General features: G+C 31.3%; 19 protein-coding genes. 4 read left to right on the forward strand and 15 right to left on the reverse strand.

Annotated features, from left to right (window positions below):
* Window positions 1-35 precede the first annotated feature (35 nt).
* The 3 genes from FN795_RS06225 to FN795_RS06235 are packed head-to-tail and all read right to left on the reverse strand — an operon-like array spanning window position 36 to window position 2,825.
* On the reverse strand, window positions 36-647 hold the full coding sequence (locus FN795_RS06225; protein WP_142449863.1) for a response regulator transcription factor: 612 nt from the start codon (window positions 645-647) through the stop codon (window positions 36-38).
* Entirely contained in the window at window positions 644-2,404 is a 1,761-nt protein-coding gene (locus tag FN795_RS06230; protein ID WP_167498062.1) for a tetratricopeptide repeat-containing sensor histidine kinase, read from the reverse strand. The genes FN795_RS06225 and FN795_RS06230 overlap by 4 nt, the downstream gene beginning before the upstream one ends.
* A gap of 25 nt (window positions 2,405-2,429) precedes the next feature.
* Complete coding sequence (locus FN795_RS06235) at window positions 2,430-2,825, reverse strand: hypothetical protein (protein ID WP_142449865.1); 396 nt, start codon at window positions 2,823-2,825, stop codon at window positions 2,430-2,432.
* Window positions 2,826-3,263: 438 nt separating this feature from the next.
* Here FN795_RS06235 and FN795_RS06240 point away from each other — a divergent pair, with 438 nt between their 5' ends.
* Together FN795_RS06240 and FN795_RS06245 are read left to right on the forward strand one after the other, a co-directional pair.
* The gene (locus tag FN795_RS06240; RefSeq protein WP_142449866.1) at window positions 3,264-4,229 is read left to right on the forward strand and encodes an HU domain-containing protein; all 966 of its coding nucleotides are present in this window, start codon (window positions 3,264-3,266) and stop codon (window positions 4,227-4,229) included.
* Between the two features lie 232 nt (window positions 4,230-4,461).
* Window positions 4,462-4,665 carry a hypothetical protein gene (locus FN795_RS06245; protein WP_142449867.1) on the forward strand — a complete coding sequence of 68 codons (204 nt, stop codon included), beginning with the start codon at window positions 4,462-4,464 and terminating at the stop codon, window positions 4,663-4,665.
* Between the two features lie 35 nt (window positions 4,666-4,700).
* Here FN795_RS06245 and FN795_RS06250 read toward each other — a convergent pair whose 3' ends face one another.
* From FN795_RS06250 to FN795_RS06280, 7 genes are all read right to left on the reverse strand, one after another.
* Window positions 4,701-5,462 (reverse strand): hypothetical protein, encoded by a 762-nt coding sequence (locus tag FN795_RS06250; protein WP_142449868.1) that lies wholly within the window; start codon window positions 5,460-5,462, stop codon window positions 4,701-4,703.
* 202 nt (window positions 5,463-5,664) lie between these two features.
* On the reverse strand, window positions 5,665-7,944 hold the full coding sequence (locus FN795_RS06255; protein WP_142449869.1) for a helix-turn-helix domain-containing protein: 2,280 nt from the start codon (window positions 7,942-7,944) through the stop codon (window positions 5,665-5,667).
* A gap of 103 nt (window positions 7,945-8,047) precedes the next feature.
* Complete coding sequence (locus tag FN795_RS06260) at window positions 8,048-8,629, reverse strand: OmpH family outer membrane protein (protein ID WP_035646720.1); 582 nt, start codon at window positions 8,627-8,629, stop codon at window positions 8,048-8,050.
* 670 nt (window positions 8,630-9,299) lie between these two features.
* The gene (locus FN795_RS06265) at window positions 9,300-10,148 is read right to left on the reverse strand and encodes a class I SAM-dependent methyltransferase (protein WP_142449870.1); all 849 of its coding nucleotides are present in this window, start codon (window positions 10,146-10,148) and stop codon (window positions 9,300-9,302) included.
* A 398-nt stretch (window positions 10,149-10,546) separates the two neighbouring features.
* Window positions 10,547-12,418 (reverse strand): tRNA uridine-5-carboxymethylaminomethyl(34) synthesis enzyme MnmG, encoded by a 1,872-nt coding sequence (gene mnmG, locus FN795_RS06270; RefSeq protein WP_142449871.1) that lies wholly within the window; start codon window positions 12,416-12,418, stop codon window positions 10,547-10,549.
* Between the two features lie 404 nt (window positions 12,419-12,822).
* Window positions 12,823-13,242 (reverse strand): rRNA maturation RNase YbeY, encoded by a 420-nt coding sequence (gene ybeY / locus FN795_RS06275; RefSeq protein WP_142449872.1) that lies wholly within the window; start codon window positions 13,240-13,242, stop codon window positions 12,823-12,825.
* Window positions 13,239-16,631, reverse strand: coding sequence for a coiled-coil domain-containing protein (locus tag FN795_RS06280; protein ID WP_142449873.1), 3,393 nt, complete (start codon window positions 16,629-16,631; stop codon window positions 13,239-13,241). Before FN795_RS06280 ends, ybeY begins: the two co-directional genes overlap by 4 nt.
* Before the next feature lie 164 nt (window positions 16,632-16,795).
* On the opposite strand from FN795_RS06280, the gene gltX reads away from it, so the two are divergent.
* Together gltX and FN795_RS06290 are read left to right on the forward strand one after the other, a co-directional pair.
* Window positions 16,796-18,301, forward strand: a complete 1,506-nt coding sequence (gene gltX, locus FN795_RS06285) for a glutamate--tRNA ligase (protein WP_142449874.1) — start codon at window positions 16,796-16,798, stop codon at window positions 18,299-18,301.
* Between the two features lie 136 nt (window positions 18,302-18,437).
* On the forward strand, window positions 18,438-19,424 hold the full coding sequence (locus tag FN795_RS06290) for an SPFH domain-containing protein (protein WP_142449875.1): 987 nt from the start codon (window positions 18,438-18,440) through the stop codon (window positions 19,422-19,424).
* Between the two features lie 25 nt (window positions 19,425-19,449).
* Here FN795_RS06290 and FN795_RS06295 read toward each other — a convergent pair whose 3' ends face one another.
* The 5 genes from FN795_RS06295 to FN795_RS06315 all read right to left on the reverse strand — a co-directional run bounded on the left by FN795_RS06295 (window position 19,450) and on the right by FN795_RS06315 (window position 23,976).
* Window positions 19,450-19,704 (reverse strand): DUF6327 family protein, encoded by a 255-nt coding sequence (locus tag FN795_RS06295; protein ID WP_142449876.1) that lies wholly within the window; start codon window positions 19,702-19,704, stop codon window positions 19,450-19,452.
* Window positions 19,705-19,709: 5 nt separating this feature from the next.
* Window positions 19,710-20,060 (reverse strand): hypothetical protein, encoded by a 351-nt coding sequence (locus FN795_RS06300; protein WP_035646698.1) that lies wholly within the window; start codon window positions 20,058-20,060, stop codon window positions 19,710-19,712.
* Window positions 20,061-20,131: 71 nt separating this feature from the next.
* Window positions 20,132-20,458, reverse strand: a complete 327-nt coding sequence (locus FN795_RS06305) for a YtxH domain-containing protein (RefSeq protein ID WP_035646694.1) — start codon at window positions 20,456-20,458, stop codon at window positions 20,132-20,134.
* 90 nt (window positions 20,459-20,548) lie between these two features.
* Entirely contained in the window at window positions 20,549-21,028 is a 480-nt protein-coding gene (locus FN795_RS06310; RefSeq protein ID WP_142449877.1) for a hypothetical protein, read from the reverse strand.
* Between the two features lie 830 nt (window positions 21,029-21,858).
* Window positions 21,859-23,976, reverse strand: coding sequence for a glutamine--tRNA ligase/YqeY domain fusion protein (locus FN795_RS06315; RefSeq protein ID WP_142449878.1), 2,118 nt, complete (start codon window positions 23,974-23,976; stop codon window positions 21,859-21,861).
* Window positions 23,977-24,077: the final 101 nt, after the last annotated feature.

The following is a 24,077-nucleotide window of genomic DNA, read 5'->3' on the forward strand; positions in this document are numbered from 1 at the left end:
TAATTTATATCTGCATTAAGTCTTCTATGGGAAATTTAAAAATCGTATTTCCGTTCTACAGCAAAACGTATTAAATCGGTTTTCCCATAGAGGTTCATCTTTTTGAGGATATTTTTACGGTGGGTATCTACGGTGCTTTTACTTATAAAAAGTTCTTCAGCGATTTCGTTGGATGTTTTTCCTTCTCCAATAAGTCTTAAAATCGCCTTCTCTCTAGTGCTTAAAAGAATGTTTTCTTTAGTTAATTCGTCTTTTACGACAATTGCATCGTCAAAAAAAGTTTCGTTGCTTACAACGGCTCTAATCGCTTGGATTAATTTTTTAAGTGGGGAGTTTTTCATAATATATCCTGAGGCTCCGGCTTCTTTCATTTGTTGAATAGCTTCGGACTGATCAAACATGCTAAAAGCAATAATCTTGATCTCAGGAAATTCACGCTTAATAATTCTCGTAGCACTAATTCCGTCACATTTTGGCATTCGGATATCTGTAATTACAATCTGTGGTCTTTTATTTCGAACCAATTGTATTAATTCATCTCCATCATTGGCTTCACCAACAACGGTAATATCCTCTTCAAATTCTAAAGAAAGTTTAATACCATCTATAAGCGACTGATGGTCCTCGGAAATAATTATTGTGATCATAATGGCAAATCTATAATGATGGAAGTTCCTTTGGTTAAAATTGAATCGATTGTAAATGTTCCGCCTAGCTGTTCTACTTTTTTCTCCATGTTTTTAAGGCCTATACCGGATTTCCCGACAATCGTTTTCGGATTGAATCCTTTGCCATTATCTTCAATAATGACATTAATTTCCTTTGGTGATCCTTGTGTTAGATAGATATTTACTTCTGTTGCCTCAGAATGTTTTATAATGTTAGTACACAGTTCCTGAATCATTCGAAATAAGGCAACTTCTATAGTGTTTTCTAATCTTTCTGTTAGTTCAAACGGAATAACATTGATAGTTAAATGTTCTAAAACACTCATTTTCTCAGCCATTTTATTAACTGCAACCAATAATCCTTCACTCCCTATAACTCCCAGGTTTTTGAGATGTGCAATATTTCGAACCTTTTGATAAGCCTCTTCAAGTAATACATCGGTTTTGTCGTAAAGCTTATTTTCAAGTTGGTTTTCAACTTCACTTTGACGCTTCAGATTTTGGAAATTTAATTTTAAAGTAGCCAAAATGCTGCCCAAATCATCATGCAATTCGTTGGCAATATTTTGACGTTCTTTTTCCTGACTTTCAAGCATTAAATCAATATCATTTAACTCTTGATCTCTGAGTAATTTTTCGGTTTTTTGTATTTCAATTAGTTTCTCTTGTTCGGCTATTTTTTTCTTTTTAGTGATGTTTTTATATCCTAAAACACTAATTAACAAAACAATAATTAAAACACTTGCTATCAGATATAAAATTACATTGTTTATTTTAATGTCTGTTTTTAACTGAAAATTTTCAAGTTCTTTTTCCTTGGTTTTGTATTTGGTATCAAAATTATTAATGGCAATATTTTGCTGCTCTGTATTTAAAGAATCGTGATATTTATTTGAAATTTCTAAGTGATATAATGCTTTATTAAGATCATTGGCATCTTTGTAATTCAAATAAAGAAATTTATTGATATTTTCCTTGTTAACTTTAACATATTCAATCAGCTTAATTTTATCTGCCTGATGTAATAAATCGATTGCCTTTTGGTACTGACGAAGCTGAGAATAATTTGATGCCTGATTCATCAAGTTATAACAGATGTAGTTTGGATTTGGTGTTCTCTCCTGATGCAAAAGCAAATTATCTTTGCGCAGGTAATACAAACTGGAATCTGGTTTGTATAAAACATCGCTAAAAAGTACAGCCAGATTATTATATATCTTACTCTCAAGCTTTTTGTCCTTTACTTTTTTGTTTAAACTTATTGCTTTTCTAAAGTAAGACAAACTCTCCTGAGCTTCTTTGTTGTTTATTTTTAAAGAAGCTAATTGAACATAACCTTTGAGAATTTTAGAATTATCTTTTGTGGAAAAGGCATAATCCATATATTCTTTGAGATAGAATTGATGTTTTTGAGTATTATCTTTGTAACTAACTAACAATGAAGCAATGTTGAGATTTATTTCCATAGCTTTCTCGACAATATCTGCTTTCAAATATTGTCTTTTTGCCATTAGATAATTTTCAATGGCTTTTACATCGTTGTTTTGTTTACTATAACTTTTCGCTCTCAAAAAATAATAATATCCTAGATCTTCGGGTAAAAAAGCAGTGGTATTTATCAGCGAAAGTTCCTTCAATGCTTCCTTTGACTTCCCTTTTTCAATGGATTTTTCGATGGAACTCAAAACTTTCTTTTGCCCCATGCAAATGCCCACCGTACAAAGTAAAGTGAGCATAAAACAAAAAGTTATATGTAATTGGTTATTCACCATCTTCCTCACCTTCGCGAATTGTTCCTTTTCCTGTCGTGTCAGGAGTAACTATAGGGTCGAATGCTGCATCAAATATTTCTTCAGGTGTTTTTGTCAACTCTCCGTTTTCATGGTGAAAAGCCGCTCTAATTTTTTTAGCAAAATTAATAGACAAGTATTTGTCTTTACTCAAATCAATTATAAATGACTCATAATTGCCATTTGCAGATAACTTTTTTCCTATTAGGTCTTTAAAATGAATAACAATTTTATTTTCTTGCCCATCCGAAATATTATAGACATCATATATATAATAAACATTATTTCTTGTAGCTACGGGCAACACTGCTGCTATAACTGCTTTTTTTCCTTTTAAAATAAGACCTACAACGTCGTAATCTTTCATGTTTTTAGATTTTTAAGTTAATAATAATCAAATCTATAGTAATTATAAAAGAAAAAAAATACCTACAAATAGGTATTTAGTAAAATGGTCCAAAAACTGGAACCACTTTAGTTTTAAGAAAATCAATAGTTTACTTTTTTATCTTTTCCATTACTAACTTCATCTACCTTCATTGAGGCTAATAAATAAAACATGTTTGCAATTTGGTATTGTTTAAAAAATATTATGTAAAATAGAAATAAAAATTAAATAAATTTTAGACTTAAAACAACGTAATTTCTTAATAAAATATAAAAATTAAGCATTAGCCAAAGTACAAATTTTAATAAGATTTTAATTAAAAATCTAAAAATCAATTGTCTATAAAAAAATCAGAATTGTTAATAAAAATTGTGAATAAAATTTTGATAACTATATTCGTTCCCTAACTTTGTTACTATGAAAATCGAAACTTACATAGGACAGTTATTGTATCGTTATCAGTGTGTAACGGTTCCGGGATTTGGTGCATTTTTAACGGAAATTCAATCAGCACAGCTGAATGAAAACACGAATTCGTTTAATCCTCCTAAGAAATTGATTTCTTTCAACAGTCATTTAAAAAACAATGATGGTTTACTTGCAAATCATATAGCAAATGCTGAAAAAACATCTTATGGTTTTGCCGTAAGTGCAATCGCATTTGAGGTTTTAAGCTGGCAAAAAACGCTCGAAGAAGATGGCACGATTAACTTAAAAAACATCGGTGAAATTCGTTTGAATTCTGAAAAAAACATCATTTTCACACCAAATGACCAAACCAATTATTTAGCAAGTTCTTTTGGATTAAGTCCGTTTATTTCTCCTCTTATCAAGAAAGAAGTTTTAGAAAGAAAATTAGAAGAAGTTACACAAAAAGAAACCATAGCTCTTTATGAAGATGAAGAAACAAGATCTTCAAATCCTTTCTTAAAATATGCTGCCATTTTTATTTTAGGACTTGGTATTACAGGAAGCATTGGATATCCTTTGTATCAAAATCAAATTGATTCAAAAACTTTAGTGGTTGAAAGTGCTGTTCAGAAAAAAGTTGAAAACAAGATTCAGGAGGCTACTTTCTTTATTCAAAATCCATTGCCAGCGGTTACACTTTCTGTTGACTCAGCAAAAGTTGAATCTCCGGAAGCTAAACTGATGCCATATCATATTATGGCCGGAGCATTTAGAAGTGAAGCAAATGCTAAAAAAGCTTACGATCAGTTAATCAAAGATGGTTATCAGGCTCGCATGCTTGGCGAAAATAAACACGGCCTATTCCCTGTTTTATATGGAAGTTACGCCACGATGGCCGAAGCTACAAAAGCCCAAAAAGAAATACAAAAAGTCGAAAATCCAGATGCTTGGATATTAGTCGAAAACTTATAAAACTTAAAAATCCGATTCAATTGAATCGGATTTTTTTTTGCTTATTCTAGTGTTTTAAAACTCTCAAGCGATACGCTGCATTTCGTTCATTTTATAATTTAGCTTCTTCACTAAATTTAGAAAAAACGATGAAAAAACTGAACCTCATACTATTTCAATATTACTGAATTAAAAAGCAAATTATAAAGAAGTTGAATAAAAAAAGAAAAATCTGGTTAAATCTGAAAATAATTTGAAATCAACAACAAATAAAATCGAAAAGCTTCAGGCAACAAATCAAAAACTAGAAAATAAAATTACCACGACAACCATCTCTAAAGAAGAAACGCAGAAAATGCGCATCAAAACAAAAGAAAACGAGGTGAATGTTCAAAAACTAAAATTAACGCAAATAACACAACAAAAAGACCTTGAAAAAGTCATATCAATGCTATAAACAAAAAGCCTATTCGAATTGAATAGGCTTTTTGTTTATCGTGAAACAATTTTAGCATCTTGAAGAAGTATTTTTTTGCTGCCCTGATATATCGTAAATCTGGCCGGAGGCGAATTTTTTTCGCCCAAAATTATAATTGCACATTCGTAAGTATACTTATCATTTGCAAATTCATATTGATGATTGCCACCAATACCTTCGACAATAAGTTTGCCCTTATAAAGAATCATATCAGGCTTTTCACTCATCTTTTTTCCAATTGACCACGATGCAAAACGATAGTTATTTTTACCGAGATCATCAATTCTGATGATAAATTTAGCAGTTTCTAAGATGCATATCGGAGTCTGGAAATAATTAATACTTGCATCTAAATCTTTTTTTTGCTCGGCAATAAGTTTCTTTCTGAGGTCAATTTCAAACTTCGACAAATAATTAACTGCCGTCAGACGCCCGTCTACATCGAGCCAAATACTTCCTTTATCAAGCATTATGCCTCGCAAACCCATATCAAACCAATTTTTTTCAGGATTCGATTTTATGATTACATCTTTAAAATTAGCATCAAAAACTTCATCATATCGCTTTATAAAATCTGTTTTATCAATTATATCAGGTATTGGATATTCCCTATTAAGTGGGTAAACAACCTGATCCGCCAATGCTTCTTTTTTGTTGTCTCTTATGTTTTCAATAAAGCGCTTTGCAAATATCTGGTACTCTGAACTTGCTTCTTGGGCAGATGCATAATTACAGATTAGAATCGATAGAATTAAAAATAAATAGCTTCTTTTCATCTTAAAAATATTTTTAATTAAAAACTAACTATCACAAAAACAATCAAATATAATCAAATTAAATTTAGTTCGTATTGAGGCTTAAAGCCATCGCTAATTTGTTTATCGTGGAACACTTCTCTAGGTGTAAATTTTAAGAATTGCTTTTATTTTAAATTCTATTTTACATAATGTTTTTTGCTTCAATTCTTTAAATTCAAAATTAATTTATGCTGGCTTTGAACATTTTAAGTTCATCCCAGGTAAATTCATCTCCATATTTTTCTTTTAATGGCGCCAAAGATTCTTCCTGATAAAACTCAAAAGCATCACGAAGCGCCAAAATTTTATCATTTGGAAGTACATCAACAATATCAACTTTTTTCGCCTGAATCAGTTTTATCAAATGGGTTTCGACCGTTTGTACTGTCAGTTTTCTGATGCGCGCGATATCTTCAACAGAGTTTTTCTCAATCCACAGATCGTACGTTTCTTCAACGGTTGTCTTTTTTACAGCTTTTTCAGCCGTTTTATCCGCTTTTTTATAAGAATAACGCGTAACAGGCTCATCAACCTGAAACATCTCTGTATTCGCTATTTTAAACTCTTCTCTGATTTTAGAAATTTTATCTGTTTTATAATTCTTAATCGCCGGAGAAGTCAGACTTTCTTTGCTGATTGTTTCACGGGAAACTACAATTTCAACAAGTAATTTTGCTTTCATTAAACGCAAAACCGCTTTAATTTGTAAATCGTCCAAAACAGACAATTCTTCGTAAAATTCCTTTACTTTTTTAAATTTCTGAATTTCAGCAATTTTACCCAAAAGATCTGTAACCAATTTATCCATCGGCTTAAAAAAGTAATCATATGCCGCTTCTACCCTTTCTTTCACAAAAACTAAATCGACAGTTTCTTTGCTGAAAATTTTATTGAGTTGCTGAATAAATTTATGGGAAGGATCTGCCAATGTTTCAATCGTATCCATACGTTTGTGCGCCCACGCTGAATGCTTTGATTTTTCTGATCCTGTTGCATTTTCATTATAACTGAAACGATGATTGCGCCATTCCTGCGCTAAATCTGTCCAATTAAAACTGTTAATCAAATAGTTATGAATAAAGTTTTTGGTTTCAAAATGCAATGAATTTTTCAAATCATCTTCAGTTGCTTTGTTTAAAGCATAATCCATAACATCCTGATCGTTCGAAAGACCATTCATTTGCATCGAAGAAAGCAAAATAAGCCCATTTAAGGACGTTAAACGTGAAAGTGCAACATATGCTTGTCCAGGTAGAAAAACTTGCGATACATCAAGCGCTGCTTTCTCAAAAGTCAAACCTTGGCTTTTATGAACCGTAATTGCCCAAGCCAACTTCAATGGATAATGTGCAAAGGTTCCTAAAACCTCTTCTTCAATCTCTTTCGTAAGCTCGTTTACTTTGTACCGAATGTTTTTCCATTCATATTTTTCGACTTCAATGGTTTTATTTTCTTCTGGAAAATGAACGAAGATTTCTTCTGAAGAAAGCGATTTTATCACACCCATTTTTCCGTTGAAATATCGCTTTTCAAAAGATAAATCATTCTTTACGAACATCACCTGAGCACCAACTTTCAACTTCAAATTTTCTTCAACCGGAAAAATTTTCTCTGGAAAATCGTGAACTACAAATGGCTGATACGAAAATTCATTTCCTGGCAAATCATTGATTGCCTGTTCATTGATTGCATCAGCTTTTGCATTATGTGTGGTTAAAGTTATATAACCCGGATTCATTTTTAAATCAAAATCGGGTTTGACATATTGATTTAAAACCTCAATATCTTCTTTTGTAATTTGATTGTTTCTAAGATTATTCAAAACCGAAATAAAAACATCGTCACTCTGACGATAAATCTTAGATAGTTCAATATATATCGGTGGATTCTGCTGAATTACATGTGAATGAAAAAAGAATTTTCCCTTATAATAATTTCGAAGCGTACGCCATTCTTCATCCCGAATTACGGGCGGAAGTTGCAATAAATCTCCAATAAAAAGCACTTGAACACCGCCAAAAGCACGCGTATTTCTTCGAACTGTCTGCATCATAAAATCAATTGCATCCAGTAAATCAGCACGAAGCATACTGACTTCATCAATAATCAGCAGTTCCATGTTTCGGATCACATTACGCTTGACATTGTTCATTTTGAAATGTCTTCGCAACGATTCTTTATTTTCAAATTTTACAGTTTCTGTGAACTGAGAACTCTCCTCATAAGTCGGAATAAAAGCAGAAAAAGGCAGCTGAAACATCGAATGAATCGTAACACCACCTGCATTTAAAGCTGCAATACCAGTTGGCGCAACAACTACAGTATTTTTATGAGTTGTGGCAATAATTTCGCGCAAAAGCGTTGTCTTTCCTGTACCCGCTTTACCGGTAAGAAAGATAGATTTTTGCGTCTGATTTATGAATTGTAAGGTGTAAGCAGCAGCTTCTGAAACGTTTTGCATTAAGCGGGTATTAAACGTCAAAAATATCGCATTTTTATAAAAGAAAAAAACCTAAATCAATTACTGATTTAGGTTTTTCATAAAATTTAGTTAGTTTGGTAGTTTATTTTTTTGCCTCTTCACCATCTTTTGCAGCAGCTTTTCCATCAGTTTTTGGAGTCGCTTTGTACTTCTCATTCAATTCTTTAATGATATCTTTTGTGATATCAAATTTATCTTCTGCATATAAAATTGATGCAGCATCACCTGTACCATAAATGTATGCGTAACCGTTCTTTTTACCGTAATCTTTGATGAATTTTTTAACACCGCTGATTAAAGAATCCATTTCTACACCGCTTTCTTGCTGTAATTGCTGTGATAAAGCTTGTTGAGCATAACCCAATTGTTGCTCTCTTTTTTGCAATTCAGCTCCTCTTTGTTGTGCCCATTGCTGACCATTTGCCTGCGCCTGGCTTTGAAAATTAGCAGCGTCTTGTTTAAAACGAGTAATTTCAGCTTGTAGTTGTCTCCCTTTTTCCTCCGCCTGAGCTTTGTATTTAGCTTCAAGGTCTTTTGCTTCAGTGTATTCTTTCATTAAAACTGAAGTATCTACGTAAGCTGTTTTTACTTCCTTAACTTCCGCTGTTTTATTACAAGAAACAGCCAAAATTGAAAGTCCGATAATTACTAATGCTTTTTTCATTTCTAAATTTCTATTTTTTTTATTGGTATGAAAGACAAAAATATAAAAAAATAAATAGCACCAACATAAAGTTTAAAAAATGCTAAAAATTTATGATATTAGTTTTCTTTATGACATAAAAGGGTTTCATAAAATATCATTATTAAAAGTCGCTTCCATAGCTTTAGTCTAAGATATACTTTCAAAAAAGACAACACAAAGCCTCATTTTACCTATAAAAACGCCTTAAATGCGCTTGTTTTAAGTTTTGCTCCTTTTTAAGCGTATAATCTATCTCTAAAACTTTTTCCAATTTTCTGTTTCTAAAAATCGATGAAAAAATGGAGCAATAAATGTTTATTTTAAAATTTCGTTTTTTTGAAAATTGAAAGGAAATTTTTTTTTGAAACTTTTTTGGATTTTCATTTTTTTAGAAAAAATCCGAAAGCAAAAAAAAACGAAATTTTTTGCCTGATTAAATCCAAAATTTAAAATCGAAAAAAACAAGAAAAAATTCCAAAATATGCAGTGATTTTAAGGTATTAGTTTTCTTTATGGACGAAAAAAAAGCTATAAAATATCACTATCAAAAGTGACTTTCATAGCTTTTATTAGAGCCGTTTTTTCAAAAAAGACAACACAAACCCTCGGTTTGTTCAAGAAAACGCTTTAAATGCGCTTATTTTGCGTTTTAGTTGTTTTTTAGTACATAAATGTGCGATGAATACTCTTTTGTACTCGACGCTTTTAAATTTGATCTTAAACCGATGAAAAATGCTTTAATAAAATTCATTTTTCCGGTTTTGTATTTTTCAGAAAGAAGACTCACATAAAATGAATCAAATTTCATTGGAAGTACTTTTTCTAATTTCATGTCGACTTTTTCAAAAAGCATTTTGATAGCTTTTTTCGAAAAATGCCAAAAGTGAATTGGCACATCAAAAGCTGCCCAAAATTCTCCATAATGTTTTGCGTCGAAGGATTTGAAATTTGGAACCGCAACAATTAATGTTCCAGTTGGTTTTAATAAACGTTTCAATTCCTGAATTTGAAGTTCTAAATTTGGAACGTGTTCCAAAACGTGCCACATCGTAATTACGTCAAAAGAATTATTTTCGAGTTCGCTGATTTCTTCAACAAATGAAATTCCTTTTTCCTTTGCAATATTTTTTGCTCGGTCGCTTGGTTCAATTCCAATTACATTCCAATCATCATTTTTTGCCGTCAATAAAAAATCTCCTGTTCCGGCTCCAATGTCTAAAATTTTTCCTTTTTGAGATTGTTCCGAATTAATTAAATTCAGTTTGTTTTTTAAAGCGATACTTTTTACAAAATGATATGCTTTTTCAAAAACAGAACGTTTGTTATCTGTGTGCGAAATATAATCTTCGCTTTCGTAATATCTTCCTAAATTTTCTAAATCTGGTTGTGGAGATGTGATCAGCATATCAAGATCTTCATCATGATACAATTCGAAAATTTCTTTTGAAACAGAATGGTCTTTTACTGTGAGAAAATGTTTTTTATTTAAAACGTCCATTTTAAGTTAATAGTTTTTTTTTAATAGAATTCGGGTTTGAATTTATGTTGAGTTGAATCAAAGTTCATCTAAACATATATCTTGTTTTTTACTCAAAATCGTAAAGATGAATAATTATCATTTTTTACGATTATGAATATTTTTATTTCATTTGAAAACAATTCAATATTATACTTTTTAAAAAAGTTTCACGTGGAACAATTTAAAATTGTTTCAGGTTTTCTTTGTTTCAAGTTTCAAGTTTCAGGTTTCAAGTTTCAGGTTTCAAGTTTCAGGTTTCAAGTTTCAGGTTTCAAGTTTCAGGTTTCAAGTTTCAAGTTTCACGTGGAACGAAAAACAAATAAAAACAAGTTTCAGATTCCAACAAAACTTGAAACCTGAAACTTGAAACATTTATTTTATCTTCCCATATAAATCAAAAGCACGGAAATATCACTTGGTGAAACTCCGCTAATTCTTGAAGCTTGAGAAATTGTCACTGGGCGAATTTTACTTAATTTTTGTTTCGCCTCAATCGACATAGATTTAATTTTATTGTAATCGAAATTTTCCGGAATTTTTACCTCTTCTAAACGATTTAGTTTATCAGCATTATTTCTTTCTTTTTCGATATAGCCAGAATACTTAACTTGAATTACTGCTTGCTCAACAATTTCTTCGTCCAAATTATTTTCTTTGATATACGCATCCACTTTTTCAAATTTCAACATATCCTCTAATTCAATTTGCGGACGAGAAAAAACTTTAAACATTTTATCTCCTTGAGAAATCGGTGCCGATTCCTTCGCCTCCAAAATTGGATTTGTCTCAGCAACCGTTACACTAGTTTCTCTAAAAAAAGAAACCATCTTTTCAGACTCATTTAGTTTGTGTTCCATTCTTCGCATTCTTGCTTCAGAAGCTAAACCAATTTCGAATGACATTGGCGTCAATCTGAAATCGGCATTATCTTGACGCAACAATGTTCTATATTCTGCTCTTGATGTAAACATACGATATGGTTCTTCCGTTCCTTTCGTAATCAAGTCATCAATTAAAACTCCAATATATGCTTCGTCACGTTTTAAAATCAACGGCGCTTTTTCGTGCACTTTTAAATGCGCATTTATTCCGGCCATCAAACCTTGCGAAGCGGCTTCTTCATATCCTGTCGTTCCATTAATTTGTCCGGCAAAATATAAACCTTCAACCAACTTTGTTTCCAAAGTATGTTTCAATTGTGTCGGCGGGAAATAATCATATTCAATCGCGTAACCCGGACGAAGAAATTTTACATTTTCAAAACCTACAACTGTACGCAAAGCTTTGAATTGAATATCTTCTGGAAGCGAAGTTGAAAATCCGTTTACATATACTTCACAAGTTTTCCATCCTTCAGGCTCAACAAAAAGTTGGTGACGTTCTTTATCTGCAAAACGATTAATCTTATCTTCAATCGAAGGGCAATATCTCGGACCTAAACTTTTTATTCTTCCGTTGAACATTGGCGAACGATCAAAACCAGATCTCAAAATATCATGAACATCCAACGACGTGTATGTCATATGACAAGATCTTTGATGCGTCAACGGAACCGTTAAATCCGAATAAGAAAACTTATCCGGTTTTGCATCTCCTTTCTCTTCGTTCATTTTCGAATAATCCAAAGAACGTCCATCAACTCGAGGTGGCGTTCCCGTTTTCATTCTTCCTGCTTCAAAACCGGCATTCACTAAATCTTCAGTAATTCCAGTTGCAGCACTTTCACCCGCTCTTCCTCCACCGAATTGTTTTTCTCCAATATGAATCAATCCATTCAAAAAAGTTCCGTTTGTCAACACAACTGATTTGGAACGAATCTCAACTCCAAGCGAAGTTCTAATTCCTTTTATCTTTCCGTTCTCGATAATCAGCCCTTTTACCATTTCCTGGTAAAAATCTAAATTTGGAGTTCCCTCCAACATTAATCTCCACTCTTCTGCAAAACGCATTCGGTCACTTTGAACTCTTGGCGACCACATTGCAGGCCCTTTCGATTTGTTCAACATCTTAAACTGAATTGCAGTTCGATCTGAAACAATTCCGGAGTAGCCTCCGAGCGCATCAATCTCACGGACAATTTGTCCTTTTGCAATTCCTCCCATTGCAGGATTGCAAGACATCTGGGCAATGTTCTGCAAACTCATTGTAACCAACAAAGTTTTGGATCCTAAATTTGCGGCCGCTGCCGCGGCTTCAGATCCTGCATGACCAGCACCAACTACAATAACATCGTACTCTTCTAAAAACATTTTGTTTTATTATTCTCTGGAAACCGTTTAAGGCGATTCTCAGAATTAACTTTATTTCTCTTTTGTTCCACGTGGAACGGTTTTGTTTTGGTTTCAGGTTTCACGTTTTAAAACCAAACTTAAAAGTTCCACGTGGAACACATATGGTTTTTTCTAAAAATCAAAAACCAAATATTCAATGTTTCACGTGAAACATTTTAATTAATCTTTCTCTCTAAAATAAACTTCACGTATTCCACGTGAAACAACTTATCAAGCTTAAATCTTTTTTTCGTGTTCCACGTGGAACGAAATCTCAGAATAAAAACTCAAAAATTACAAACGTTTCACGTGGAACATAAAATACTTTTCTTTAAAAACATGTTCCACGTGAAACATGTTTAGTTGCTATTTTAGATATTTAATTACTGTTCCACGTGAAACATCGCAATCTTTTCATCTTCTTTTGAACGCATAAGTTCAGCATCTGCATCACTTTTATCCTTGTATCCACAGTAGTGTAATATACCGTGAGCAAGTACACGTTTCAATTCTTCTTCAAAAGAAACATTAAAATCCTTTGCGTTGTCTTCTACTCTTTCTACAGAAACAAAAATATCTCCGTTCAATTCGTTGCCAACTGTATAATCAAAACTGATAATATCAGTTAATGTATCGTGGTTTAAATACTCTACATTTATCTTATGCAGATATTTGTCATCACAAAAAATATAATTTATTTCTCCCTCGTTCTTCTTTTCAGAAACAATAACTGCGCTCAACCAATCTGTAAAAGCTTGTTCGTTGTCTAAAGAAAATTCAGTTTCGTAATTAAAGTTTATCATTTTGTATTAAAATATTCTTGAACCTTTTGATTAAAATTCGAGCGCAAAGGTAGCGATTGTCTATTTAAAATTTCTACACTATTTAAATAATCAGTTAATGAGCTTGGTAAAGCATTTGAACGATTAGGAAATTCTGTCTTATTTGTTTCAGATTGACGCTTCGTATCTTGACCTTGTTGCTGAACTGCATTGTTTAATTTTAGCAATTCTTGTTGTATATTTAAAATTCTTTGCAGGTTCTCATTCTTGAATCCTTTATTCAAAATCTGTTTTTCTGAAGCTTTCATTTGTTCGATTGCAGATCTTCCTTGTGCATCTAAACCTTTTTTAGCTAATTCATTTTGCAATGCTTCACGCAGTTTAACTTGCTCTTTATATATCTCCATTATCTTTTCAGCATCTCCTTCTCCATCTTCGCCTTCATTCCCATCTTTTCCTTTTCCTCCTTCTTTTCCACCTTGACCATTTTTACCCTGTCCATTCTTTCCATCTTTTCCGTTTCCATCTTTCCCTTGTTGACCATCTTGACTTGGTTTGCTTTCTCCGCTTTTTCCTTGTTGCCCACTTCCTTGCTTATCACCGGGCTTCATTCCCTCCTTCATTTTATCAGCCAAACCTTTTTGTTTTTGAATAATATCTGGTAATTGCATTCCTTGTCCATCACCTGGTTTTGGTTTTCCCGCTCCAGGATTAGCCATTGACATTTGCATATTATTTAAAAGATCACTTAGAAAGTCGGCTAATTTGTTAGCAGATGAAACTGCATATTGCTGATGTGATACTCCTTTTGGTATTTGAACATCGGTTAAAACTTCAATTGCTTTATCCATATTATATTGTACGTTTCCAATTTCCTTAGTTACATCTTCTGCAATTTTTGGATTTCTAAGAGACATTGCAAACAAACTATCATCGACATGTTTGAATTGTTGTTTTAAATTCTGCTGAATTTTTATGTTCTTCGTATAAGCAGAAGAACCTAATTTCATCGATTTAAATTGTTTCATTACATCTTCCTGAGACAATGAAAAAGCTAAAAGGTTATCCAAAATTTGACGAAGCATTGCAACATCTTCTTGTAATTGTTCTTGGTCGCCGGCTTCCATATTAGATTCCATTTGTTGTGCCATACTCTTCATTTTCTTAGAAGCACTTTTCTGTTTTGGCTTAGCTGAAGAAGTATTCTTTTTACTCAATTCTTCAGAAGCTTTATTCAAATCATTCTCTACATCTTTTTCTTTTGAAGCATCTTTCGGAATATCCAAAGGAGATTTAAGTGTATTGTTTTCCTCTTTCAAATCTTTAAGATCTTCTTGAATTTTATCAAATGTTTTATTGATTTCGTCTTGCTTCTCTTTTGTGTTTTCTTTGTCTTTATCTGATAACTGTTCTTGTTGTTCTGACAGTTTGTTTAATTTTTCAGCAACTTGTCCCGCCTTCTTTTCTACATAAAAACGTTTCGTTAATTCAACTAATTGTTCTAAATTACGAGATTGGTTTTTACTGATTTGTTTGAATTTTTCCATCTTATCAAACAACTCATCGCTGTTTAATTTATCATTTAAATTCTTTAATTCATCTAATAACTTCTGATTTTTTTCTAAATCTTTCTCGGCATTATCCAAACGCTTTTGCAAATCTTCAGCAGTTTTATCTTTTTTCTCAGCGCTGTATTTATCTAAATTCTTATTCATTTTTTCAGTAAACTGTTTCATCAATTCATCTTGCTGTTTCTGACGTTTGATAAAATCATTTACTTTTTGCTGGTCTTTAAATTCTAAATTATCTTTCTCTTTTCCTGTATTTTTTAGTTTATCCATTTCAGAAAATTGCTTTTCCTGATTCTTTAATGATTTAGATAAACTATTAATGTTTGCATTTTGCTGTTGCAATTCGGCATCATGAATTTCATCTGTTGTAGCAACTCGATCTGAAAATGTAGAAGACTTTGTACTCTTAAATCCGTGTGGTGCATCATTATCAAAAACCTCAAAATAGTATTCATACGATACTCCTTCTTCTACCGGAAGATTACTCGGAAAGTTAAAAACAAACTGATCGAATACTGCTTGCTTAACAGGAATGGTTCCGCGCCTAGCTGTTTGTATTTTGTTTTTTTCATAATAAACAACTTGTAATTTTGATAAACCGTAGTCATCTCCTAACCTTCCAAGAACATAATTCATATCTAATTTCAAACTATCTGGAGCAGGCGAAACTGATATTGTTGGATGCTGATCTTTGATAATCGACAGTTGATAATCTAATTTTTCGTAGTTCTTAACTTTATTATTTGAAGTTAAAATTTGGTATTCTGTATTTTGATTAATGCTTTTTGATAACTTAAATTCATCTTCTATTTTATTAAATTTAGATGCTGAGTTCTCATCTTTCCAAACAATTTCCTGAGTTGACTTTGTAGACATTTTCCATGTTACAGATGTACCTTCTGGCACGATTGCATTTCCAGTTCCCTGAATAGTTTCTGATTTCTTTTTTAGATAAGATGGAAAATTCAAAACCATTTCGAAGTTGGCAATCGATGGAACTGTAATAACTTTTAATTCATATTCATTTGATGAAACTGAATTTCCTTCCAAAGAAAACTGAACATCTGAAGTTGGTTTTTCAATCTTGAATTCGAACTTTCCAGTTTGAGAAGATTCCATAAAATAGCTTTCATTTCCAATATGAATCATAACATTTTCTGGAACAACCTTACCTTCGGTTTCTACTTTTACAATAAAATCTTTGTTTTGTTCTGTCTGAAGATTGTCATTTAAAACCACAAATTTGAAAGGTGCCGGAGGTAAAAACGAAGCATTAAAATGCACTACTCTATTAAAACTTTGAGAAATGATATTGCTGTTTCCTGACACAAAAAAGACTGCAAAAAGCAAAACCGGAATTAAAGCTAATGGTAAATACTTTTTATTTGAATTAAAATTGATGGCATTTCCAAACGGAATTGGTTGTAATGAATTTGCTTTTTGTTCGATTGAAGCCAACATTAATTCTGAACTTTCAGCTGAATTTTCGTTTGAAGAAAGCTGCAAAAAGTTCGTTAGTTTATCACTTACTTCTGTAAAATGATTTCCAATAATAGCCGAAGCCTGATTATAATCGATTCCTTTTTGAAGTTTAAACAACTTGAAAATTGGAAATAAAATAAAACGAAACAGCAGAAAAACTTCTACTCCAATAAATATCCAAAATAAAAGTGTTCTTCCTAATGGTTTCAGCCAAAGAAAATACTCAATGAAAAGTGTAAAAAGAAAATACAAAAGTCCGAAACCTATAAAAAGAAGTCCTCCTTTTATCAATTCGTTCATGTAATATTTCTTAATAAATCCTTCTAACTTCTGATATATTGCAGATGATGTTTTCAAAATAAAATCTCTTTTAATTATAACCCATAAAAGTAGTAATTATAACGATAAGTCTGAAAGTCAAAAGTCGAAAGTCAAAAGTTTAGTACACAATGAAAAACCTTTCAGACTTTCGACTTTTGGCTTTTGACTAATGTTGTATCTTTGCAACAAAATTTATACAAATGTCAAAGCAAGTTCGCGTGCGTTTTGCACCAAGTCCGACTGGACCATTACATATTGGCGGAGTACGTACTGCCCTATTTAATTATTTATTTGCAAAAAAACATAACGGTGTTTTTTATCTGAGAATTGAAGATACAGATCAGACTCGTTTTGTTCCAGGTGCCGAAGAATATATTATGGAAGCGTTGGAATGGTTAGGAATTTCTCCTGAAGAAACTGTTGAAAAAAATGAAAAATTTGGTCCGTACAGACAAAGTGATCGTAAAGAATTATACCAAACTTATGCTGATCAACTAATCAATTCTGGTTGGGCATACTATGCTTTTGATACTCCGGAAGCTCTTGATGCACATAGAAAACAACACGAAGCCGAAGGAAAAACTTTTATATACAATCATCATAACCGTGAAAAATTAGATACATCTTTAGTAATTTCTTCAGAAGAAGTTGCTAAAAGAATTGCTAATGGAGAACATTATGTGATTCGTTTTAAAACTCCGGTTGATGAAACTTTACATTTAAAAGATATCATTCGTGGTGATGTTAAGTTCGAAACGAATTTACTTGATGATAAAGTTCTTTTCAAAAGCGACGGAATGCCAACATATCATTTAGCCAATATTGTTGATGATCATTTGATGGAAACTTCACATGTAATTCGTGGTGAAGAATGGTTGCCATCGATGCCACTTCACGTTTTATTATACAGAGCTTTTGGTTGGGATGCTCCAGAATTTGCACATTTGCCTTTGATTTTAAAACCAATTGGAAATGGAAAATTATCTAAAAGAGATGGTGATAAATTAGGATTTCCTGTGTTTCCGTTAGAATGGAAAACGGAAGAAGGCATTTCATCTGGTTACAGAGAGAAAGGATTTTTCCCCGAAGCGGTTGTAAACTTCCTAGCACTTTTAGGTTGGAATGACGGAACTGATAAAGAATTATTTTCTTTAGAAGAACTAGTTGAAGCTTTTGACTTAAACCGAGTTCATAAAGCAGGAGCAAAATTTGATCCGGAGAAAAACAAATGGTTCAATCATCAATATTTAATTAAACAAAATGATGCTGATTTAGCAAAAGACTTCTCTCCTATTTTAGTTGAAAAAGCTATTGATGTATCTAAATATGACGTCACGAGAATCGTTTCATTGATTAAAGAAAGAGCAAATTTTGTTTCAGATTTTTGGGATTTAACCGATTTCTTTTTCCAGGCTCCAACATCTTACGATGAAAAAGCAAGCAAAAATTGGAAGGAAGAAACTCCGGCTTTAATGCAGGAATTGATTTCAGTTTTAGAAAATATCGAAGATTTTACTTCTGTAAATATCGAAGCAATCGTAAAAGATTGGTTAACGAAAAATGAAATCGGAATGGGGAAAGTTATGCAACCTTTCCGCTTAAGTTTGGTTGGAGCTTTGAAAGGTCCTCACCTATTTGACATTGTTGAAATCATCGGAAAAGAAGAAACCATTTCTAGAATTCAAAAAGCAATTGCAATTTTATAATTAAAATTCAATTCAAAAATAGAAACGCTAAGAAACATCTAATAAATGTTCTTAGCGTTTTTTTAATGTTTTAAAATTTTCTTTTAGAAGAATTTTCGTAATTTACCAAGATCAAAAATCTAAATTAATTATCACCATGGGTACAGCATTTATTATTTTAATAGTCTTCGGAGTATTTATTTTCTTATCATCTTTCTTTACTGTAAAACAACAAACAAGTGTTATCGTAGAACGCTTTGGAAAATTTACAAGTGTTAGAAATTCGGGTTTACAATTAAAAATTCCAATAATTGATAGAATTGCAGGTCGCGTAAATCTGAAAATTCAACAATTAGATGTTCTTATTGAAACACAAACTAAAGACAATGTCTTTATCAAAATGAAAGTTTCTGTTCAATTTAAAGTAATACAGGAACATGTATATGAAGCTTTTTACAAACTAGAATATCCTCATGATCAAATTACTGCTTATGTATTTGACGTTGTTCGTGCCGAAGTTCCTAAATTAATCCTGGATGATGTGTTTGTTCGTAAAGATGATATTGCAATTGCTGTAAAACGAGAGTTGAACGAAGCGATGACAACTTATGGTTATGACATCATCAATACACTTGTAACAGATATTGATCCAGATATTCAGGTAAAAAATGCAATGAATAGAATCAATGCGGCCGAAAGAGAAAAAACAGCAGCAATGTTTGAATCTGAAGCACAACGAATTAGAATTGTAGCTAAAGCAAAAGCTGAAGCCGAAAGTAAAAAACTTCAAGGTCAAGGTATAGCCGATCAACGTAGAGAAATTGCACGCGGATTAGTAGAAAGTGTTGAAGTTTTGAACAATGTTGGAATCAACTCACAAGAAGCATCTGCATTGATTGTAATTACTCAACATTATGATACACTACAAGCTATTGGAGCTGATACCAACTCTAATTTGATATTATTACCAAACTCTCCACAAGCTGCAAGTGATATGTTAAATAGTATGGTTACTAGTTTTTCAGCTTCAAATATAATTGGAGAAGAGATGAAAAGACAACCTAAAAAAGTTAAAAAAACAAACAATTCTGATATAAACTATAATCCGTCAGATACTTCAGAGCCAACAGAAACAGCTCAATAAATAATACTAAAATAAAAAAAGAGGCTTAATTGCCTCTTTTTTTATTTATAAACCAATTGATAACAAAAGGTATTATTGACTGTAAAATTTTCGGATACGAATTTTTAAAGTAATCCGTGTAAGAAGAAACAAAACCATTTACAATTTTTTGCGGTGTTATGCTCTCTTTTGTTTTTTGAATACTTAAAACTAATTTCTGATAATTTATCTCTTTTTCTAATTTTAAAATTTCCAGATCTCTGTCAAGTTCTGCATACGATGAGTATTTTTTCTTTTCCATAATTCTTAATCATTAAAAAAGATTTCTGAAAATTTCTCCAAAATTGGTCCTTCCACAAACTTGTCTTTTACAAAGAAAAGTAAAATTGTAAAAAACAAATAGATCCCTCCTACTGTCAAAAATCCCAGGGCATTACTTTCAAACAAACTGCCAAAAGCATACGCTGCAGCAAAAGATCCAAAAATTAAAACCATTGTAAAACAAACCAAAATCAAAGTAAACTTAAAAATTAAAGTGGTTGATTTCATTGCCACTTTAAAACCCCAAAGTTTATAATAAGCCAAATGACTTTCAATATATTCTTTAGCCTGATCCTGAATATTTTCAGTATTTTCTTTTAATTCTTCAAAAGCCATAATTCTGATTTTAAAAAAAAACACATTACTTTTGATCAAATATAAACAAGTAATGTGTTTTTAGAATGATATTATTTTTGAAGTTTAGCGTTCTGTGCTTTTAAATCAGCCAATTTAGATTCTAAAAAAGAAATTACTTCTTCAGTTTTGTAACTCATATTTGAAAGTAATTCGTCGTAAGTTCCATCAAGATTCTTTTTTGCATGCGTAAATTTTTCACGAAGCACTTCAGAACTTGCAGAAAGTGAATCCTTTAAATTATGCGTAGCATCATCAATACCTTCTTTTAATTTTGCACGAGTTTTTGATCCTTTGTCTGGAGCAAATAAAATTCCGATTGCTGCACCAGCAGCAGCAGCAGCTAAAATTGCGGCTGCAGTATTTAAGTTCTTTGACATAATATTAAAATTTAAATGAGTAATAAAGGTAAACTTTTTTAAAATATAAATTACTGAATAAATGGTATTTACAAAAATTTAACAATATAATTAATACATATAAGCTACAGCTTCGTATTTACCATCTGACTTTTGAACATAACTCACAAAAGGATAACCATTTGTAGCAGATTGAGTTTTGATTCTCATTGCTGTATGATTTTGATTTGCAATTGGCGGTTCACCTTTTGTCCTTGTCGAAACCCCAGAAAAATTAGCAGCTTGTTTTAATCCTATTGCCTTTTCCTGAGGTAAAACAGTTACCATTTTGTAATCATCTTTTGAATCAACAACTATTTTATCAGAAATTTTTTGAGTTTGATTCGTTTGTTTATTCGTGATTTTCGCAACTGCATATTTACTGATTTTCACCTCTTCTGCACTTCCGTTTAATGAATAATAAATTAAACCATTTTCATTTTTAATGAAATTAACATCAAGCTGTTCACCATTGTGTTTAGTAATTTGATGTGTTTGAGAAATTGCAACATTTGCAAATAAGATTGCTAGCGTAAAATATAAAATTTTCATGATTATTAGATTTAAATTAAAAATGATCAGATTTGAAATTTAAAAACTAAAGCTTCACACAAATTCAATGTTATGGAATTTTGTACATTATGAAATAATCTGAAAAATACCTTTTACGCGAAATATTATCAAAATTACATCACAATAAAAATGAGAACATAAAATTGTCTTTTCAAGAAATCAATATTGAAAATCTACTGTATTAAAAATTATCAAGTTTTTAAAACCAATAAATTTCAGTTTCGTTTCTGTAACGGCAAATTTTAATTTTTATAAAAATCATCTCTGATTTTTACTATTGAGTTAAAAATAGCAACTTTATAAACAATTGTATGTTAACAACCCGTTAAACTGACAAAAATGATAGTGAAAACTTAAATTAAAGCCAAAAATAAACAATAATTTAAAAAACGAGTTATCTATCCAACCTTCAAAAATATTCGCTTAAAATCAATTTATGAAGGCTGATTTTAATATAAACAAATTATTAAAATATACTTTTTAATAGTTTTTATAAATAATAAAAAAAAATAATTAAATATATAATTATATAGAAATAATTAATAATAATAAAAACGATGCATTTTCATTTTTCAATCTCAAAAATCTAAAAAAATGAGTCAAAAAAAGCAAAACTTAAAATAAAGAGTTTTAAAAAAACATTTCTAAAAAAAGGATTCAAGAGATGGACAAAATTAAAAAATGCCTTAAAATTAATTTATGAAAGTCACTTTTAATCTATAAAAATTATTAAAATTTAAATTTCAATAGTTAATCTATATAATAAAAAAAAGCGCTTATAAAAGCGCTTTTAATAAATTTCGTTGATATTATTTCTTCACCATCTCAGAAAGAATTTCTATTTCTCTTTCAGAAGCATTTTTTGGTGGATTTGAATTTAATTTCGAAATTTCTTCAGAAAACTGATTTCTCAAACTTTCACCTTCAATATCTCTTAAATTCAAAAGTGCTTTTGATCGAACATAAGTTGATTCACTTTTTAATGACATTGAATATAATTTCTTAATATCTTCTTCTTCAAAATCTGTAGATTTCCAGTTTGAATACTTCAAAATAAACTGAGAAAACAACAGCGAAGCCTTATTATTGTTGATATTCTTCTTTAATGAATTCTGTAAAAGTGAAAAAGTAGAAATGTTTTTGATGTTCTCCCCTATTACACTTTCAATTGCAATTCTCTCTGGTTTAGTCTCAACTTTAAAATATTTGTTGATATCTTTCAAAGAATTATTGATACTGTTTTCTTCTTTTTTACCTTTTTCTTCCCAGGCATCTTTTAGTCCAACTGTTTTATTAAATACTAATTTTGAAGCAGTTGAGTCTTTATCAACAGTAAAATAACCTAAACGTTGAAATTGGAATTTATCCTCATTTTGAGCTGTTGATAAACTTGGTTCAACATATCCAGTTACAATTTCTAATGAATTTGGATTCACAAAATCTAAGAAATTTTTCTCTTTATAACTGTCCGGAGCTTCATCTGTAAACAAACGATCGTACAAACGAACTTCTGCTTCAAGTGCATGTTGAATTGAAACCCAATGTAAGGTTCCAGATACTTTTCTTTGGCTTGCTTCTGTTCCGCTTCCGCTTAAAGAATCGGTATCATATGTTACATGAATTTCTGTAATATTTCCGTTTTCATCTTTTATAACTGATTCACCTTTAATGATATAAGCATTTTTAAGACGAACTTCTTTTCCTAAAGTCAAACGGAAAAATTTAGCTGGAGCTTCTTCTAAAAAGTCTTCTCTTTCGATGTATAATTCACGAGAAAAAGGTACTTTTCTGAAACCTGCATTTTCATCTTCCTGATTATTTTCAGCTTCCAACCACTCCTCTTTTCCTTCTGGATAATTTGTAATTACCAGTTTTACAGGATCCAAAACAGCCATTACACGAGGTGCAATTTTGTTCAAATCTTCACGAATACAGAATTCTAAAACCGATACATTGATCAAATTATCACGTTTTGCAATACCAATTGTATTAGCAAAATTACGTAAAGAAGCAGCGGTATAACCACGTCTTCTTAATCCAGAAATTGTTGACATTCTTGGATCATCCCAACCGTTAACATGCTTTTCTTTAACTAGTTGCTGTAATTTTCTTTTACTAACAACTGTGTGTGATAAGTTACGTCTTGCAAATTCTCTTTGCTTTGGACGTAATCTATTTTCATCTAAAATCTGATCTAAAAACCAATCGTATAATTCACGGTGAGGTAAAAATTCAAGTGTGCAAAATGAATGTGAAATCGCTTCTAAATAATCACTTTGTCCGTGCGCCCAATCGTACATTGGATAAATTTTCCAGCTATCTCCAGTTCTATGATGATGCTTATGTAAAATTCGGTACATAATTGGATCACGCATCAACATATTTGTTGATTTCATATCAATTTTTGCACGAAGAATGTGTGTACCAGCCTCAAATTCACCATTTTTCATTCTTTCGAATAAATCAAGATTTTCTTCAACAGAACGATTTCTATATGGACTGTCAGTTCCTGTAGTTGTTGGCGTTCCTTTTTGAGTTGCCATTTCTTCAGAAGATTGACTGTCAACATATGCTTTATCTTTTTTAATTAATAAAACAGCCCAATCGTATAATTGTTGAAAATAATCTGACGCATAACGTTCTTCTGCCCAAGTATAACCTAGCCATTCAACATCTTTTTTAATAGCATCAACAAATTCCTGTTCTTCTTTTTCAGGATTAGTATCGTCAAAACGTAAATTTACAGGTGACTGATAATCAATTCCTAAACCAAAATTTAAAGCAATAGAACTTGCATGACCAATATGTAAATAACCATTTGGTTCTGGTGGAAAACGAAAATGAAGTTTAGTTTGCGAAAGACCTGATTTTAAATCTTCCTCTATGATTTGTTCAATAAAATTGAGTGATTTCTCTTCTGATGCCATTATTTTATAGTAATTTTAGCAAAGATAAAAAAAAGGTTTCAGGTTTCAGGTTTAAAGTTATTTAAGTGGCGCAAAACCTGAAACTTTAAACGTGAAACAAT

The organism is Flavobacterium resistens (genome assembly GCF_900182645.1).
GTDB classification, from domain to species: domain Bacteria; phylum Bacteroidota; class Bacteroidia; order Flavobacteriales; family Flavobacteriaceae; genus Flavobacterium; species Flavobacterium resistens.

Excerpts from the sequence above, each read along its gene's own strand:
- gltX (WP_142449874.1), top strand. The coding sequence starts at position 16,796 with ATGTCAAAGCAAGTTCGCGTGCGTTTTGCACCAAGTCCGACTGGACCA.
- mnmG (WP_142449871.1), bottom strand. The coding sequence starts at position 12,418 with ATGTTTTTAGAAGAGTACGATGTTATTGTAGTTGGTGCTGGTCATGCA.
- FN795_RS06305 (WP_035646694.1), bottom strand. The coding sequence starts at position 20,458 with ATGTCAAAGAACTTAAATACTGCAGCCGCAATTTTAGCTGCTGCTGCT.
- FN795_RS06310 (WP_142449877.1), bottom strand. The coding sequence starts at position 21,028 with ATGAAAATTTTATATTTTACGCTAGCAATCTTATTTGCAAATGTTGCA.
- FN795_RS06250 (WP_142449868.1), bottom strand. The coding sequence starts at position 5,462 with ATGAAAAGAAGCTATTTATTTTTAATTCTATCGATTCTAATCTGTAAT.
- FN795_RS06235 (WP_142449865.1), bottom strand. The coding sequence starts at position 2,825 with ATGAAAGATTACGACGTTGTAGGTCTTATTTTAAAAGGAAAAAAAGCA.
- FN795_RS06225 (WP_142449863.1), bottom strand. The coding sequence starts at position 647 with ATGATCACAATAATTATTTCCGAGGACCATCAGTCGCTTATAGATGGT.
- FN795_RS06300 (WP_035646698.1), bottom strand. The coding sequence starts at position 20,060 with ATGGCTTTTGAAGAATTAAAAGAAAATACTGAAAATATTCAGGATCAG.
- FN795_RS06230 (WP_167498062.1), bottom strand. The coding sequence starts at position 2,404 with ATGCTCACTTTACTTTGTACGGTGGGCATTTGCATGGGGCAAAAGAAA.
- FN795_RS06315 (WP_142449878.1), bottom strand. The coding sequence starts at position 23,976 with ATGGCATCAGAAGAGAAATCACTCAATTTTATTGAACAAATCATAGAG.
- FN795_RS06255 (WP_142449869.1), bottom strand. The coding sequence starts at position 7,944 with ATGCAAAACGTTTCAGAAGCTGCTGCTTACACCTTACAATTCATAAAT.
- ybeY (WP_142449872.1), bottom strand. The coding sequence starts at position 13,242 with ATGATAAACTTTAATTACGAAACTGAATTTTCTTTAGACAACGAACAA.
- FN795_RS06295 (WP_142449876.1), bottom strand. The coding sequence starts at position 19,704 with ATGGAAAAGAAAAAATACTCATCGTATGCAGAACTTGACAGAGATCTG.
- FN795_RS06290 (WP_142449875.1), top strand. The coding sequence starts at position 18,438 with ATGGGTACAGCATTTATTATTTTAATAGTCTTCGGAGTATTTATTTTC.
- FN795_RS06265 (WP_142449870.1), bottom strand. The coding sequence starts at position 10,148 with ATGGACGTTTTAAATAAAAAACATTTTCTCACAGTAAAAGACCATTCT.
- FN795_RS06260 (WP_035646720.1), bottom strand. The coding sequence starts at position 8,629 with ATGAAAAAAGCATTAGTAATTATCGGACTTTCAATTTTGGCTGTTTCT.
- FN795_RS06240 (WP_142449866.1), top strand. The coding sequence starts at position 3,264 with ATGAAAATCGAAACTTACATAGGACAGTTATTGTATCGTTATCAGTGT.